14 protein-coding genes are annotated in these 16,468 nt (G+C 44.0%); 3 read left to right on the forward strand and 11 right to left on the reverse strand.

All coding sequences use genetic code 11. The features are described 5' to 3' along the window. Positions 1-6 precede the first annotated feature (6 nt). The 7 genes from CAG58_RS13680 to sixA form a co-directional block, all read right to left on the reverse strand. Entirely contained in the window at positions 7-723 is a 717-nt protein-coding gene (locus CAG58_RS13680; RefSeq protein WP_004394818.1) for a protein phosphatase CheZ, read from the reverse strand. Positions 724-843: 120 nt separating this feature from the next. Further along, a complete protein-coding gene (gene cheY, locus CAG58_RS13685; RefSeq protein ID WP_040904166.1) occupies positions 844-1,212 on the reverse strand; it encodes a chemotaxis response regulator CheY in 369 nt (122 codons plus the stop codon). Positions 1,213-1,257: 45 nt separating this feature from the next. Continuing rightward, positions 1,258-1,992: an RNA polymerase sigma factor FliA gene (locus CAG58_RS13690; RefSeq protein ID WP_040904165.1), complete on the reverse strand. Its 735-nt coding sequence runs from the start codon at positions 1,990-1,992 to the stop codon at positions 1,258-1,260. Further along, positions 1,985-2,872, reverse strand: a complete 888-nt coding sequence (locus CAG58_RS13695; RefSeq protein ID WP_040904164.1) for a MinD/ParA family protein — start codon at positions 2,870-2,872, stop codon at positions 1,985-1,987. The genes CAG58_RS13690 and CAG58_RS13695 overlap by 8 nt, the downstream gene beginning before the upstream one ends. Before the next feature lie 13 nt (positions 2,873-2,885). Then, a complete protein-coding gene (gene flhF, locus CAG58_RS13700) occupies positions 2,886-4,352 on the reverse strand; it encodes a flagellar biosynthesis protein FlhF (RefSeq protein ID WP_161426686.1) in 1,467 nt (488 codons plus the stop codon). Between the two features lie 30 nt (positions 4,353-4,382). Beyond that, on the reverse strand, positions 4,383-6,476 hold the full coding sequence (gene flhA / locus CAG58_RS13705) for a flagellar biosynthesis protein FlhA (protein ID WP_158138749.1): 2,094 nt from the start codon (positions 6,474-6,476) through the stop codon (positions 4,383-4,385). A gap of 281 nt (positions 6,477-6,757) precedes the next feature. Next, on the reverse strand, positions 6,758-7,225 hold the full coding sequence (gene sixA / locus CAG58_RS13710) for a phosphohistidine phosphatase SixA (RefSeq protein WP_154170503.1): 468 nt from the start codon (positions 7,223-7,225) through the stop codon (positions 6,758-6,760). A 230-nt stretch (positions 7,226-7,455) separates the two neighbouring features. Between sixA and CAG58_RS13715 the strand changes: the two genes are divergently transcribed. Next, positions 7,456-10,233, forward strand: a complete 2,778-nt coding sequence (locus CAG58_RS13715; protein WP_161426685.1) for an insulinase family protein — start codon at positions 7,456-7,458, stop codon at positions 10,231-10,233. Here CAG58_RS13715 and CAG58_RS13720 read toward each other — a convergent pair. Next, the gene (locus CAG58_RS13720; protein ID WP_161426684.1) at positions 10,225-10,824 is read right to left on the reverse strand and encodes a VOC family protein; all 600 of its coding nucleotides are present in this window, start codon (positions 10,822-10,824) and stop codon (positions 10,225-10,227) included. The two genes, CAG58_RS13715 and CAG58_RS13720, sit on opposite strands and share 9 nt — an antisense overlap. A 206-nt stretch (positions 10,825-11,030) precedes the next feature. On the opposite strand from CAG58_RS13720, the gene argS reads away from it, so the two are divergent. Next, positions 11,031-12,764 (forward strand): arginine--tRNA ligase, encoded by a 1,734-nt coding sequence (argS, locus tag CAG58_RS13725; RefSeq protein WP_154170497.1) that lies wholly within the window; start codon positions 11,031-11,033, stop codon positions 12,762-12,764. Positions 12,765-12,875: 111 nt separating this feature from the next. After that, a complete protein-coding gene (locus CAG58_RS13730; protein WP_158138752.1) occupies positions 12,876-13,304 on the forward strand; it encodes an HIT family protein in 429 nt (142 codons plus the stop codon). Positions 13,305-13,382: 78 nt separating this feature from the next. Here the strand turns inward: CAG58_RS13730 and CAG58_RS13735 are convergent, their stop codons facing one another. The 3 genes from CAG58_RS13735 to CAG58_RS13745 are packed head-to-tail and all read right to left on the reverse strand — an operon-like array spanning position 13,383 to position 16,107. Then, entirely contained in the window at positions 13,383-13,613 is a 231-nt protein-coding gene (locus tag CAG58_RS13735) for a FeoC-like transcriptional regulator (protein ID WP_154170493.1), read from the reverse strand. Next, positions 13,610-15,880 carry a Fe(2+) transporter permease subunit FeoB gene (feoB, locus tag CAG58_RS13740; protein WP_161426683.1) on the reverse strand — a complete coding sequence of 757 codons (2,271 nt, stop codon included), beginning with the start codon at positions 15,878-15,880 and terminating at the stop codon, positions 13,610-13,612. Before feoB ends, CAG58_RS13735 begins: the two co-directional genes overlap by 4 nt. Beyond that, complete coding sequence (locus CAG58_RS13745) at positions 15,880-16,107, reverse strand: FeoA family protein (protein WP_154170489.1); 228 nt, start codon at positions 16,105-16,107, stop codon at positions 15,880-15,882. The genes feoB and CAG58_RS13745 overlap by 1 nt, the downstream gene beginning before the upstream one ends. Positions 16,108-16,468 lie beyond the last annotated feature (361 nt).

Below are 16,468 nucleotides of genomic sequence, written 5' to 3' on the forward strand. Positions count from 1 at the left end.
TTACCCCTAAAATCCAAGACTCGATAATAAATCATCGACATCGTCTTGCGATGAAACTGCATCTGTACGCTCATGAGGATTAATGATTGGTCCCTCTGGCTCACAAGGTGCTTTTTCAACTTTTCCTGATTGTTGTAATTGATTTTTACCAAATACGGTCAAGATCTCTACTAAGCGACCTTCCACCTCATTGACTAAGGTGATCACTCGGCGGATAATTTGTCCCGTTAAATCTTGAAAATCTTGCGCCATCAAAATTTCGGTTAATTGCCCTCGAAGCTCACTACTATTGCCTTCTATTTGCGAAAGAAGATCATCAATACGATGGCAAAGTGCTTTAAATTCATTCAAGTCAATTTTACCGCGCATAAGCGCATTCCACTGTGGTCGAATGAGTAGCAAACTTCCATGTAGGTTGTCGGCTATCGGTAAGCAGCGATCAACCGCATCCATTGTTTTATTGGCAGCGACTTCAGTTTTATCAATGACATAATGCAATCTATCTCTGGCATCAGGCATTTCGTCGTTAGCAATTTGACTCATTCGCTCATCAACTTGAAACTGGCGCAAAGAATCATGCAGATCGCGAGTCAATACGCCGATCTCCTTTAGCATTGGATTGCCTTCAGATTCATACACTTGTTGAACCAGTGTATTGGCGCTATCTTGCTGACCATTTTCTAATAGTTGAACGAGTTCTTTTGCTTGTTCTAATGAAATCATCCTGTCTTAGCCTTGCTCACATAATGGATAAATACCTGTTCGCTGACTATTTTTTGTACGATTAACGTTGCCGCTTACATGCAAAAAATTCTCAATGAACTTTTGACCCGTGCTTTAAAATTATAGGCGGTCAAAAATCTTATCTAACTTTTCTTTTAGCGTAGCAGCCGTAAATGGTTTCACGATATAGCCATTAACCCCCGCTTGAGCAGCTTCTATGATTTGCTCACGCTTGGCTTCTGCGGTAATCATCAGTACAGGTAAGTGCTTAAGCTCTGCATCTGCGCGAATATTTTTGAGCAGATCAATGCCTTGCATACCCGGCATGTTCCAGTCAGTGACCACAAAATCAAAACCACCTTTTTTTAGCATTGGCAACGCCGTCAAACCGTCGTCCGCTTCTTGGGTATTATTAAAACCCAAATCACGAAGTAGGTTTTTTACTATACGGCGCATTGTTGAAAAATCGTCAACAATAAGGATTTTCATATTTTTATTCAAAATTGCCTCCACTGAGTTCAAAGTCAGTGATATTTAGTCGTTTTGTGTCCAAGAACTCAACTTAGTTCGCAGACGTTGCATAGATTGGCTCAGTATTTGACTCACGCGGGACTCGCTCACGCCAATTACTTCACCGATTTCTTTTAAGTTTAGCTCTTCATCATAATAGAGCGAAAGTACCAAAGCTTCACGTTCTGGAAGTGATTTTATTGATTCAACCAATGCTTTACGGAATAATTCGTCGGCCACCCCCTGAAAAGGGGCATTGTCCTCCGCATCATCCAATGGCGAAATAGCATCATCCGATACGCCAAGATCTTCGATACCCACTATCCTTGAGCAACTAATATCCGTTAATGCGTTGTGATAGTGTTCAAGAGACATCCCTAAATGCTGCGCAATTTCTGCATCACTTGGGTCGCGACATAATTCACCCTCTAATATCGCGATAGCTTGACTGATCTCTCGATTATGCTTGTGAACCGAGCGGGGAACCCAATCTCCGCGGCGAATGTCGTCCAACATTGCACCACGAATTCGAATCCCTGCATAGGTTTCAAAACTTGCCCCTTTACTTCCATCGTAATTTTTTTGCGCTTCAAGCAAGCCGATCATGCCAGCTTGCATTAAATCTTCAATAAGTACGCTAGGTGGCAAACGCCCGATTAAATGATGAGCTATACGCTTAACCAATACAGCATATTTTTCCAGAAATAGCTTCTGGCTAGTCATATTACCGTATTGATCGTAAGTCAGCGCTTTATTCACCAAAAGGTTCCTCTACTGGTTCAGTTCGATTAAGCAGTCGCTCTACAAAAAACTCCAAATGACCACTTGGCGTACGTGGTATTGGCCAAGTGAGTGCTTTATTGGCTAATGAATTAATGGCCAATGAAGCTGGAGAGCGAGGATAAGCATCAACGACAATTTTCTGTCTTTTTACTGCCTGTCGTACATTATCGTCTAAAGGAATGCAGGCGACGAGTTCTAACCCGACATTTAAAAATCGCTCTGTGACTAAAGTCAATTTTGCGAATAACTCTCTCCCTTCACGATAGCTTCTCACCATGTTAGCGACAATTTTAAATCGCTCAACTTGATGTTCTCTACTCAAAAGTTTGATCAAGGCATATGCATCGGTGATAGAAGTCGGTTCGTCGCATACTACCACAACCACATCCTGCGCCGCACGAGAGAAACTCACGACCATGTCAGAAATCCCTGCAGCGGTATCAACCAGTAGAATATCCATCTCATCTTCAAGTGAACCAAACGCTCTGATTAACCCGACATGCTGAGCATGAGTTAACTCGGTCATCGATTGAGTACCGGATGTCGCAGGAATGATTTTTATACCATGCGGACCTTCAACAATGGAGTCTTTTAATTCACATTCACCTGCTAATACGTGACCTAAGTTACGTTTAGGCCGAATCCCTAGCATAACGTCAACATTAGCTAATCCTAAGTCGGCATCCAACACCATGACTTTTTTTCCTTGGCGGGCCATACAGATAGCCATACCAAGCGCTACGTTAGACTTGCCAACTCCGCCTTTTCCACCGGTTACGGCGATCACTTTCGTGACTGAAGGTTGAGTTAAACGGCGTAGGCCGCTTGCTTGATCATATATCATTTTATTCGTCATATTTGTCCGCCGCCTAGAATCTCTCTGAATCGCTATTCCAGTAATGAGGTTCATTCTCTGTCGACTTCTCTAGTAACTCATTTGCTTTTGCCACCATGTACTTTGGCTGAGCAATCACTATGTCTTCGGGTACGCGTTGTCCGTTGGCAATATAAGCAACGGGTAACGCATTTTGAACGACAACACTGACAAACTCTCCCAAGCTCAAACACTCATCGAGCTTAGTCATAATGCACCCAGAAAGAGGAATTCTTCGAAAGTGCTCAATGGTTTCCTGTAGCACTTTACGCTGTGCTGTAGCGGGTAATACAAGGTAGCTGTGAATCACTTCATCACTCTCTTGCATTAAGGTATCCAATTGTTCAGATAAACGTACATCACGCTGGCCCATTCCCGCAGTATCAACAAGGATCAAGCGTCGATTACGTAACTGATGAATTACATCGGCTAACTCTTTGGAATCTTTAGCAACTCTTACTGGACATCCCATAATTCGACCATAAATCGAGAGTTGTTCATGAGCGCCTATTCGATAAGTATCGGTGGTTATTAATGCCACATTATCTGAGCCATACTCCATCGCCGCACGAGCTGCCAATTTAGCGACCGTTGTGGTTTTACCAACCCCAGTGGGACCAAGTAAAGCAACGACACCACCGCGTTGTAAGATGTCTTTTTTCACCACAGGAATTTGATCAGAGACTAAGCCAAGTAACGCCTTCCACGCTTTCGGTGGTGGTGTTTCTTCAGGGATATAACAGGCTAATTGATCGGCCAATTCCAAAGAGAGGCCCATTCGCTCTAAACGTTTAATCAACATCGCTCGCAAGGGTTCGCGACGTTCCACTTCTTGCCACATTAACCCCGACACTTGGTGCTCAAGCAAGCGACGAATCGAGTTCATCTCTTCGCGCATGCTCTCTAACTCTTGTTGAGTTAATGTTGGCTCATTATCTCGTTTCGGTTCGTAACGCGAAGAGTCTAGACGTGGGCGTTGACGAGGAGTGGGATTCTCTTCGGCCATTAACTTTGCGAGTGCGCTTTCATTCGCCAATTGTCGATTAGGGGCCGTTTTGGTCTGGTTGCGCTGCAACAAGGCCGTTAATGAGTCTTCATTTTCGGCGCGATGTTCGGTATCTGGTGTTTGGCTGTACTGTTTCAGCATGCTGGCAAAACGCTGAGTCATAGAAGCGCCATTCGCATTGCTGGCTTTTAAGCTGACTCGGTCGTCTTCCAGCTCTCTTGCGCTATTGCGTGTTGATGGGCTTGGCTTACGATTATCATACTGAGCAGGCGAAGCACGATACTGTTTCGTCGCTGCAGGGGCAGATGAAGCTGAATCCGCATCGACCGCGGCGACAATTTCGACACCTCCTGCGACTTTTTTATTCGACATGATCACCGCGTCCGCTCCAAGCTCTTCTTTCACTTGCAGCAGCGCCATTCGCATGTCTTTCGCAAAAAATCGTTTAATTTTCAAGGCAGATATCCGTACTGTTGGTTAAAGTGGTTAGTTACCCACTGCCTGTACAATTCGAATCTGTTTCTCATCCGGGATCTCTTGATAGGAGAGAACTCTGAGATTTGGAATCGTATTTTTGACAAACTTGGCTAACGTTGAACGCAAGACGCCTGAAGTCAATAATACAGCGGGTTCCCCTTTAAGCTCTTGCTCTTGAGTCGCTTGGCTAAGCGCCATTTGTAAACGTTCCGCCAAACCAGGTTCAATGCCTGCAGACTCTCCGCCTGAAGCTTGCATAGTTTGATGCAATATCTGTTCCAGCTCAGGGATCAGCGTGATAACCGGCAACTCTGGCTCTATACCATTGATTTCTTGAACAATTAATCGTTTCAATGCGATACGCACCGCAGCGGTCAAAATGTCAGGTTCTTGACTCTTACTCGCATATTCAGACAAGGTTTGAACAATCGTGCGGATATCTCGAATCGGGATCGCTTCATTGAGTAAGTTTTGTAATACTTTCACCACAACGCCTAACGATAACTGATCAGGGACAAAACCATCGACTAATCTCGGTGCCGTCCGTCCAAGTAGCTCAAGTAAGTTTTGTACTTCTTCATGACCAATTAATTGTGCAGCGTTATTGGTGAGCAATTGGCTTAAATGTGTCGCTAATACCGTAGAGGCGTCAACCACTGTGTAACCCAGTGCTTGAGCATGCTCTCGCTGCTCTTCACGTATCCACACTGCTTCTAAACCAAAAGCGGGATCGTAAGTGTGTTCACCGTCGATCATTCCATACACTTGCCCTGGGTTAATGGCGAGTTCTTGATCGGGTCTAATTTCAGCTTCGCCCACCGCGACGCCCATGAGGGTAATTCGGTAGCTATTTGGTGTCAGCTCAAGATTATCGCGAATGTGCACCGGAGGAATTAGAAAACCAAAATCTTGTGACAGTTTTTTGCGCACCCCTTTAACACGCTCCAGCAGTTCGCCCCCTTGATCTCTATCGACTAAGGGGATCAAACGGTAGCCAACTTCCAGACCAATAACATCGACAGGCTGTACATCATCCCACGATAATTCACGTAATGTCGGAGCGTCGCCTTCGGCTTTAACGGGCAACTTCGCTTCTTCTTTCTCTCTTGCCTGTTTTCGTTGCAACCAATAAGCCGCGCCCCCTGCTAAAACAGCAAGTAGTAAAAAAGAAAAATGAGGCATACCAGGAACAACCCCCATTATGCCAAGTATGCCCGCGGTGATGGTTAAGGCTTTAGGATTATCAAACAGCTGGAAAATGAGCTGTTCACCCATATCTTCATCGGTATTTTGGCGAGTAACCATAATGGCCGCACCGATAGAAAGCAGTAACGAAGGGATCTGTGCCACTAAACCGTCACCAATGGTCAACAAAATATAGATTTCCATTGCTTGGCTAAAGCTCAGGTCGTATTGGATCATCCCGATAATTAAGCCACCGACAATATTGATGAACAGAATCAAGATCCCGGCGATGGCATCACCTTTAACAAATTTTGAAGCACCATCCATTGACCCGTAGAAATCCGCTTCTTTGGTTACTTCAAAACGACGAGTTCTCGCTTGCTCTTGATCAATCAGACCAGCGTTTAAATCAGCATCAATGGCCATCTGCTTACCGGGTAAAGCATCAAGAGTAAAGCGTGCACTCACCTCTGAAATCCGTCCCGCACCTTTGGTGACGACCATAAAGTTAATGATCATTAGAATAAGGAACACCACCAAACCAACCGCGTAGTTACCACCAATAACTACGCTACCAAAGGCTTCAATAACGTTACCAGCCGCACCAGAACCTTCATGTCCATGCAATAACACCACACGAGTTGAAGCCACGTTTAAGGCTAAACGTAATAACGTGGCAATTAACAATACAGTTGGAAAGGCAGCGAAATCGAGTGGGCGTCGGGTATAGACCGTCACTAATAACACGACCATCGATAACGCAATGTTAAAGGTAAAAAATAAATCGAGTAAAAACGCAGGTATCGGTAAGACCACCATGGCCAACGTAGCCAGTACCATGACTGGCGCACCAATCGCAGGAAGACTGCGTTGTGGAATCTTAGGTAATTTATGAGCAAATGGCAGCGTAAATTTCATAGGCCTGCAAGTAATAAGTTAATGGAAAGTTACGACAAAACGGTATACGAGATCCTACCGAGCAGCAAAGATGCAAGTTTTAGTCCAGTTGTATATGTCAAGAATATGACGATTCATCTTAATAACGATCTTCTTCACCATGACCATCAGAATAGATCTGCCTCATCAGCATAGTGAATGATAAAAAAAGCTGCCTGAAACCCAAGGCAGCTTACTACCCAAACAACATGAAGTTTCAGCGTCCAGTTGTTTGGGTGATAGACAACAATTATTGGTGCCGATTAGGGATAAACATTCCACAATACACTGGCTTGCCTTGTCTCAGGGTCAAACTCTAAACCGATCGCGCCAGAGGTAGGAAACATCGGCGCAGGGAGACCGGCGACCAATTCCGCCACTAAATAACCGACCAAAGGCAAATGAGAAATAATCAGCAGTGTCTCGAGTTGTTCCGTTTGAATCAGAGCCACAAGATACTCAAACACATCTTCAGCTTGACCATAAGGCGTAATATCGTCACAGGTCTCTACCTTAGCCACCGAAAAATATCCCGAGATGGCCTGCCAAGTTTGCTGAGCGCGTAAGTAAGGACTCACCAATACTTTATCAAATTGGTCTAATCCTGACTGCTTAGCAAACACACGAGCAACCGCAGCAGACGCTGTTTGTCCTGCTTCGGTTAACGCTCGTTCTGCATCACTGTCCGCATAATGTTCAGCTTCTCCATGACGCATAATCACAATTTTCATATTTTTACCTATTAACCTATTGTCGGCATGCTCTTTTTTGCTAGGGCATATTGACCATAGTCATGATTATAACAGTCTACGGCTTAAAGACATCGATGAAGCTAACACTCTGCTAAAAAGTTGTTATCACGATGAAAATGACCGTTTGTTCAAAAATTTACTCACCGTCAATTGGCAGGCTGTGGTTTCAGCGCCATACTTACTGTTCATTTCCCGTTTGGAGACCCTCTGTGCATATAAGCCCCAATGATAATCATCATTATCGTTATCTCACGTTAAACAATGGATTACGTGTTTTACTGATCCATGAACTTGATGCACAGAAATCCGCAGCGGCATTGGCGGTTAAAGTGGGTCATTTTGATGATCCTAGTGACCGACCTGGCATGGCACATTATCTAGAACATATGCTGTTTCTAGGGACTGAAAAATACCCTAAAGTAGGCGAGTTTCAAAATTTTATTAGTCAGCACGGTGGAAGCAACAACGCCTGGACAGGAACAGAGCATAGTTGCTTCTTTTTTGATGTCGATCCTAATGCCTTTGCCAAAGCACTGGATCGTTTCAGTCAGTTTTTTTTAGCCCCACTATTCAATGCTGAAGCCCTAGATAAAGAACGTCAAGCAGTTGATTCTGAATTTAAGATGAAATTAAACGATGACTCCAGACGTTTATATCAAGTCCACAAAGAAACCATTAATCCAGCTCACCCTTTTGCTAAATTTTCCGTCGGTAATCAACAGACTCTCGCCGATAGAAACGGCCAATCCATTCGTGATGAAGTGATCGCTTTTTATCAAGCTTATTACTCAGCTGATATCATGACACTAGCAATCGTTGGCCCACAATCACTGGATGAGTTACAACACTCGGTAGAACAAGGTTTTGCCACCATTATTAATACTCAACAAGCCGATAAAAATATTCAGCAACCCTTTGTTGAACAAAAACATACCGGATTATGGCTGTATGTTGAGCCATTAAAAGAAACCCGCAAGCTGATCTTAAGTTTCCCAATGCCGAGTACGGATGCCTATTATCAATACAAACCCCTCTCCTATTTTGCCCATTTATTGGGTTATGAAGGGGAAGGCAGCTTATTATTGGCATTAAGAGAGCGCAATTGGATCACATCCCTCTCTGCGGGAGGGGGAGCCAGCGGCAGCAATTACCGAGAGTTTGCTATCAGTTGCACCTTAACTCAGCAAGGCATTGAGCACGTTGATGATATTATTCAGATGCTGTTTCAAACTTTAGCGCTGATTGGCCGTGAAGGGCTTAATGAGTGGCGCTATCTAGAAAAAAGAGCCGTTCTTGAATCCGTCTTCCGTTTTCAAGAAACCTCACGCCCTCTCGATATTGTCAGCCACTTAGTGATCAATATGCAACATTACCAGCCTGAGGACATCATGTATGGTGATTACATGATGCAAGCCTATGATGAACCTTTACTGAACACTATTCTCAGCTATCTGGTACCAGAGAACTTACGAGCAACCTTAGTCGCTCAAGGACTCAGCTATGATCGTAATGCACAGTGGTATGGAACGCCTTATGCTTGTCGCCCCTTTACTCAACAGCAATTAACTAAATACCACACGATCGTCACTGATTTTCCAGTGAGATTACCCGGTAAAAACCCATTTATTTGCGAACAATTAGAACCCAAGCCGTTTGTCAATCCTACTGCGCAACCACAGATTATTGAAGAATTACCCGGCTTTAGATTATGGCATCAACAAGACACTGAATTTCAGGTTCCGAAAGGTGTGATCTATATGGCCATCGATAGCCCTCATGCCGTATCAAGCACTCGTCACATCGTTATGACTCGCTTATGTGTAGAGATGTTCTTAGATAGTTTAGCCACCCAAACCTATCAAGCGGAAATCGCCGGCATGAGTTATAACCTTTATGCCCATCAAGGCGGTGTTACCCTCTCTCTTTCTGGCTTTAGTCAAAAGCAACCGCAACTGATGAAGATGATTTTGGATAAATTTTCTCAACGTGACTTTCAGCCAGCGCGTTTTGCCACGATTAAACAGCAATTACATCGTAACTGGCGTAATGCAGCGCATGATCGTCCTATTTCACAGCTATTTAATGCGATGACCGGATTACTGCAACCGAATAATCCTCCCTATAGTGATTTACTTAACGCTCTCGAAAGTATCAAGCTTGAGCATCTTGCGCCCTTTGTTGAGTTAATCCTCTCCAAACTGCATGTTGAGATGTTCGTGTATGGTGATTGGTTAGCCCAAGAAGCGCTGACCCTGGGCGAAATGCTAAAAACGGCCTTACGAGTGAACGATCAAGCTTATCAAGAAGCGTTACGCCCGTTGATCACGCTGGGCAACCATGGATCTTTTCAACATGAAGTTCATTGCAATCAAGATGATTCTGCCGTGGTGGTGTATTACCAATCGCCAGATAGTCAGCCCCGTAGTATCGCCCTGTATTCACTCGCTAATCATCTAATGTCAGCGACGTTTTTTCATGAAATACGGACCAAGCAGCAGCTCGGTTATATGGTGGGCACTGGCAACATGCCCCTTAACCGTCACCCTGGCATTGTCCTTTACGTTCAATCTCCGCATGCAGCACCGATTGAACTGATCAATTCAATCGATGAATTTTTAAACGCTTTTTACATGGTATTGCTCGAATTAAACGAATATCAATGGCACAGCAGTAAACGAGGGTTATGGAACCAAATCGCCGCTGCCGATCCAACCTTAAGAAGCCGAGCGCAACGATTATGGGTAGCAATCGGTAATAAAGACTGGAGCTTTGATCAACGTGAGACGGTCCTAGAAGAGCTCAAACGCCTCAGTCGTTCTGATATGATCCGCTTTGTGGTCAATCAATTAAAACCCAGAACGGCCAACCGTTTAATTATGCATACCCAAGGACAAGCCCACCACCACGCTCCGCCTTTCACACTAGGGCAACCAATTGATTCAATAGCAGAGTTTCAATTACGCCCAAAAGTGTATGATTTAGGTTAATCTTTCGGACTCAATCACTTGCCTTAAACTGTGAGGATGCAGTTTAAGGCACACTCCCTGCCATTTAAAAGCAACGGTTGGGTTTGCAAGCCGCTCACCTTCACCTTGTGGATGAGAAAGTTTTGTCTTAACCCCTAATGCCGCTAATGAATCCCAATGTTCCGCTAATTCAGGAAAATGTTGCAAAATAGCCTGCAGATACGCCTGTGCGGTTGTAGCATTAGCATGAAAAACACATTCAATATGCTCCCAACCTTGTGTTGGGTAACATTTTCCTTCGGCAGGATAAGGCAGTTCTAAGCACGCTATCGACCACTGCTTATGAACGATAGGTTGATACAAATCCAATACGACGATGGGTCGACCGTTGATCTTCGCTTCAGAGAGTAAGGAACCATACTCTAACCAAGCTTGATGAGCGGCTTGCGCCAATGGCCACTGATTGATTCTAAGCGCGATATGATCAATCGCTAATGATGAGATATCAATGTGTAAGATCTTGCATAATTCATGAATTTTATCCATGAAATCATCAACTTCACTTTTCATCTGCTCAGGGTGAAGGCCAGAATTGATGAGTAATTCAGACATAATAATCATCCAAAATCGGTATTTTCAGCTGATAGTATCAAGATTCCTCGTTAAAGTAGAAAAATACCTAATTTTCGCCCTATGTGCCTCCCCATAAAATTGTTATTATGGTCCGTAAATTATCAACAGAATCGAGATATGCACTCGCTACCCCGTAGTGAATAAAATGCATACCAAACCAGTTTCCAGAATCAAAGGACACGCGTGTGAATATTCAAGCACTGATTAATGATAAAGTCTCTCAGGCTCTTGAAGCCGCTGGTGCACCTGCAGGAAGCCCTGCAGCAGTTCGTCAATCTGCAAAACCACAATTTGGTGATTATCAAGCTAACGGCGTGATGGGCGTCGCTAAACAGTTAGGGATGAATCCGCGAGAATTCGCACAGAAGGTCATTGATGTCTTGGATCTCGATGGCATTGCCAGTAAAACCGAAATCGCGGGCCCGGGCTTTATTAACATTTTCTTGAGTGAGACCTTTCTTGCTCAGCAAGCCGAATTAGCCCTCGCTGATGCTCATCTCGGCGTCAACAAAGCGGAACCACAAACTATTGTCGTTGATTACTCTGCCCCTAACGTGGCAAAAGAGATGCACGTGGGTCATTTACGCTCGACAATCATCGGTGATGCCGTCGTTCGTACGCTGGAGTTTTTAGGCCATAACGTGATTCGAGCTAACCATATCGGTGACTGGGGTACTCAGTTCGGTATGTTGATTGCCAACCTTGAGCGAGTCCAGCAGCAATCGGGTGAGGTTTCAATGGAGCTGGCCGATTTAGAAGCTTTCTATCGCGAATCAAAAACGCTCTACGATGAAGATGAAGAATTTGCCGCTAAAGCACGTAACTACGTGGTGAAACTGCAAAGTGGTGATGCTTTCTGCCTAGAGATGTGGAAGAAGCTGGTCGATGTGACCATGATTCAAAACCAACAAAACTATGACCGCCTCAATGTCTCATTATCACGTGATAATGTCATGGGCGAAAGCATGTACAACGATATGCTACCGGGTATCGTCGCTGATCTAAAAGAAAAAGGCATTGCTCAAGAAGATGACGGCGCTCAAGTTGTCTTTTTAGATGAATACAAAAATAAAGATGGTGAGCCAATGGGCGTTATCATCCAGAAGCGTGATGGTGGTTTCTTGTATACCACTACCGATATTGCTTGTGCAAAATATCGTTATGAAACACTTGGCGCGGACCGAGTGTTGTACTTCATCGACTCCAGACAACATCAGCACCTCATGCAAGCGTGGACTATCGTACGTAAAGCGGGCTACATTCCTGAACATGTGTCACTTGAACATCACGCGTTCGGCATGATGCTGGGTAAAGATGGGCGTCCGTTTAAAACTCGTGCGGGCGGAACCGTGCGTCTTGCCGATCTTCTCGATGAAGCGCAAGTGCGTGCAGCGGCACTGATTGAAGCGAAAAACCCAGATTTAACGGCTGATGAGAAAAACAGCATTGCAACCACTGTCGCTATGGCTGCGGTAAAATATGCCGACCTCTCTAAGCATCGCACTACCGATTACATTTTCGATTGGGATAATATGCTGGCATTTGAAGGTAATACCGCGCCTTATATGCAGTACGCTTACACTCGCGTTGCCTCTATCTTCGCTAAAGCGGGTATCTCTATGGATGCGCTTAGTGGCCAGATCATCATTGGTGAAGAAAAAGAGAAAGCCTTAATTGCTAAACTGCTGCAGTTTGAAGAAGCGGTACAAGCGGTGGCCCGCGAAGGTCAGCCGCACATCATGTGCAGTTACTTATTTGAATTAGCCGGTCAATTCTCTAGTTTCTATGAGGCTTGTCCAATCTTGGTTGCCAGTAATGAAGAGAGCAAGCAAAGCCGCTTAAAACTCGCCGCGCTGACGGCAAAAACCATCAAACAAGGTTTGGACCTATTAGGTATTAATACTCTAGAGCGGATGTAACGAGAAACTTATCGTCAACGACAAAAATGACGGATTAAAATACATCTAAAAAAGGCTGGCGTGATGTCAGCCTTTATTACATCGAAAAATCATCTCTAATGGAGAATAGCGATGCCGTTTGAACTTCACCCACAACTGGCAAAAGATACTGATATTATTGGCCACTTCCCACTGTGTGTTGCGTTATTACATAAAGAATCAGCGGTACCTTGGGTGATCCTAGTACCTAAAAGAGAACATCTGAAAGAGCTGCATCATTTACCGATGCCCGAACAACAGCAGTTTTTACTGGAATCTCAAGCCGTCAGTCAAACGCTTGAAGCTTTGTTTCAACCCGATAAAATTAATCTCGGTGCACTCGGTAATATTGTGCCCCAATTGCATATCCATCATATTGCACGCTTTACCAGTGACTGTGCTTGGCCAGGACCAATATGGGGAAATACCAACGGGCAGCAACGCGACGCTGTTGAGCAACAAGCAATGTTAACTCGTTTGCAAGGTATCTTAGCGCTGAGCCACTTATTCTCTAAAGTTTAACCTCAAAACATTCATTGACAAAAAAGCCGTACATCGACAGTACGGCTTTGTTATTTCATTCGCGATGGCGTTCATCCATTACATCGTGACCGTCATCGATAATCCATTGACTCGGTTTGGGCAATAGCGCACACGAGTAACGTAATTAGCCGCATTGGTATCAATTAAGCGTGAAATCACTCCTTTTTTTATCCACACTTCAAGCATCGCATCGACACCATCTTCACTTAAAGCAAAACGTTGGGCGAGCTCTTTACGAGTCACATAACCTTGTTGTTCAATGCATTGCTTTAGCTCAGATAAAATCATGCCATTTGTACCTGTAGTGATTGCGACTCTCGGCCGACTTTCTTAAGCCAATAATAAATCGCTAACGATGAACCAATGATCCCGATAATCCATAGCGAACTGGTGACAGGATGATCATTGAAATGAGTCGCCTGATAAAAGAGCGCAGCAGCACCATACGCCAAGCCCATTGTCCAAACCGCAATAAACCTTGCAAACTTAGCGCCAAATTCTCGAACATAAGCTCCCATCGCCGCAACGCAAGGCGTATACAACAAAATGAAAATTAAGTAAGAAAAGGCCGCATAACCACTTACAAAGTGATGTTGTAGATTACCAAAAATTGAAGCATCGACAGCTTGCTCTTCCGCTAAGGCGCTAGTGTCGGACAAATCACCGACTTCAATACCCAGAGGATCAGCAAAATTAAGTCCCATTAAGTTTTCAGGAATCGATAACACCGCTTCTTGTAAGCTTGCCCATAAATCGAACTCTTCGTCTTCGGCATCGACCGAGGTATAAAGATTATTCAGCGTCCCGACGACTGCCTCTTTAGCAAAAATACCAGTGATGATCCCAACGGTCGCTGGCCAGTTATCTTGATTAATTCCAATTGGAGCAAATAAAGGCGTTACGACTTGGGCTGCACTAGACAACACCGAGTTATCACTGTCTTCATTACCGAATGAACCATCGGTACCGAGCGAATTTAAAAAGCTAAGAATGGTCACAACGATAACGATGGTTTTCCCAGCGCCAAGCACAAAACGTTTCAGTTTCTGCCAAGTTTTGATCAGCACATTTTGTAACGTCGGTAATTCATAATCAGGCATCTCCATCAATAAACTATCACTTGATCCCGGATATAAGGTCTTTTTCAATACCCATCCTGTGAAAACCGCGGCGACAATACCAAGCAGATAGAGTGCAAAAACAATATTTTGTCCGCTTTGTGGGAAAAATGCCGCAGCAAACAAAGCATAAACTGGTAAACGAGCACCACAAGACATAAAAGGAGCCATCGCAGCAGCGAGTTTACGCTCACGCTCTTGATCTAAGGTTCGTGTCGCCATTATCGCTGGAACGTTACAACCAAAACCTAATACCAGTGGCACAAAGGCTTTACCTGGCAAGCCTATTTTCTGCATCACTTTATCCAGTACAAAAGCGGCACGAGACATATAGCCAGAGCTTTCTAAAATAGCCAAGAACAGATACAAACAAGCAATTACAGGGATAAAAGTCGCTACCGTTTGGATACCACCACCTAGACCATCGGCGATTAATGTCACCAACCAGATAGGAAGATGATCATCGAGCAAATAATGACCGCCATCAACCAAAAGTGCACCAACCCCAATATCAAAGAAGTCGATAAATGCACTACCAATGTTGATGGAGAACATAAACATCAAGTAGATGACGACAAAAAAGAAAGGCACGCCGACCCATTTATTTAAAATGATCTGGTCTGCTTTTTCCGTGAAACTGTGGCTCAGCTTACCCTCACTACGGCGCACTTGTTGACAACAGTGGTGTAAAAATGTGTATTTAACATCCGCGACATGCAAATCAATATCAAACTCACACCCTCGCTGTACACTGATCACGTTTAAGCGTTCTGATTCTGGTAACCCATTGATCACCATCAGATCGTTTTCTAACGCTCTTATCGCCAAAGAACGAGCAGAGACTTCTTGTCCCTCAAATAGAGGCAATAGTGCACTAATCGCTTGTTCAAAAGCTTGGCCATAGTCTAATTCTAACTGCTTTAAGGCAATGCCTTGCACAACCTTCTTATGCAGCTGTTGTTTGAACTGTATCACCTGCTGTTTATTATTAGCAGAAAGCGCCAACACTGGGCAGCCCAATACTTGCTCTAGTTTTTTAACATCAATGGTTTGCCGCTCACGCTTAAGCGCATCCATTTTATTCAAAACCACAACCATTGGACGACCCAACTCACGTAGCTGCAGTGTCATGTATAAACTGCGCTCTAAACTGGTGACATCGACCACATTGATAATTACATCCGCAGGATGAGTCAGCACGGCTCGTGAAGCAATGGATTCATCAATACTATTGCTATCATTGCCACTATCTAGAGCATAAATGCCTGGTAAATCGGTAATATAAAATTCATCACCTGAGTGTGTGTAACGCCCCGTCTTTTTCTCAACCGTGACGCCTGCCCAGTTACCAACTTGCTGTTTTGCTCCCGTTAACCCATTAAATAGGGTGGTTTTACCGCTATTGGGGTTACCTACGGTCAAAATTTGATATTGCATTAGGCTTTCTCCACCTCAACCGCAGCAGCGATACTCTCTCGAACGGCCATCGACACACCCCGAACTTCAATTTGTAAAGGGTCGCCCATCGGGGCACGACGGATTAATGTCACTAACGTATTGGGCAGTATCCCCATTACCATTAATTTTTTACGTACATCGATCGACAGTTCATTCAATGCCGTGATGAGTCCGGACTCACCTGCTTTTAATTCAGACAATTTCATTAGGGGCCACACAAACAATATTGTTAATGAGAAGGATTGCTATTACTGGATAATACGCTGTAAATAAGTGCTAATCATTGTGTGAAATCAAAGATTGCATTAATTGATATTGGCCTACAGAGCATCGATAAACGTTCAAAATTGTCATTTCCGCTAAAAATTGACTCGTTAAAAACGTCAAAATTATTTTCTTGCCACAAGGACGACTCAACCATTAAGGATAAAAACAATACAACAAGGGGAAATAATCCATAAAAAACAATACGATAGAGAGTTAATCTTAATGATGGCGCTTTTATTAGGTGAGGTTGGCGTTAATTTTATAAGCAAAAAAAGCAGAGGTTATTATATTGAACAGGTC

The sequence above is a fragment of the Vibrio sp. V31_P5A7T61 genome (assembly GCF_009904895.1).
Classification (GTDB): Bacteria; Pseudomonadota; Gammaproteobacteria; order Enterobacterales; family Vibrionaceae; genus Vibrio; species Vibrio metschnikovii.

Bases quoted from the DNA above. Each gene is read 5' to 3' on its own strand.
- CAG58_RS13680 (WP_004394818.1), bottom strand. From the start codon at position 723: ATGATTTCATTAGAACAAGCAAAAGAACTCGTTCAACTATTAGAAAAT.
- cheY (WP_040904166.1), bottom strand. From the start codon at position 1,212: ATGAAAATCCTTATTGTTGACGATTTTTCAACAATGCGCCGTATAGTA.
- CAG58_RS13695 (WP_040904164.1), bottom strand. From the start codon at position 2,872: ATGACGAATAAAATGATATATGATCAAGCAAGCGGCCTACGCCGTTTA.
- flhA (WP_158138749.1), bottom strand. From the start codon at position 6,476: ATGAAATTTACGCTGCCATTTGCTCATAAATTACCTAAGATTCCACAA.
- sixA (WP_154170503.1), bottom strand. From the start codon at position 7,225: ATGAAAATTGTGATTATGCGTCATGGAGAAGCTGAACATTATGCGGAC.
- CAG58_RS13720 (WP_161426684.1), bottom strand. From the start codon at position 10,824: ATGTCTGAATTACTCATCAATTCTGGCCTTCACCCTGAGCAGATGAAA.
- CAG58_RS13730 (WP_158138752.1), top strand. From the start codon at position 12,876: ATGCCGTTTGAACTTCACCCACAACTGGCAAAAGATACTGATATTATT.
- CAG58_RS13735 (WP_154170493.1), bottom strand. From the start codon at position 13,613: ATGATTTTATCTGAGCTAAAGCAATGCATTGAACAACAAGGTTATGTG.
- feoB (WP_161426683.1), bottom strand. From the start codon at position 15,880: ATGCAATATCAAATTTTGACCGTAGGTAACCCCAATAGCGGTAAAACC.
- CAG58_RS13745 (WP_154170489.1), bottom strand. From the start codon at position 16,107: ATGAAATTGTCTGAATTAAAAGCAGGTGAGTCCGGACTCATCACGGCA.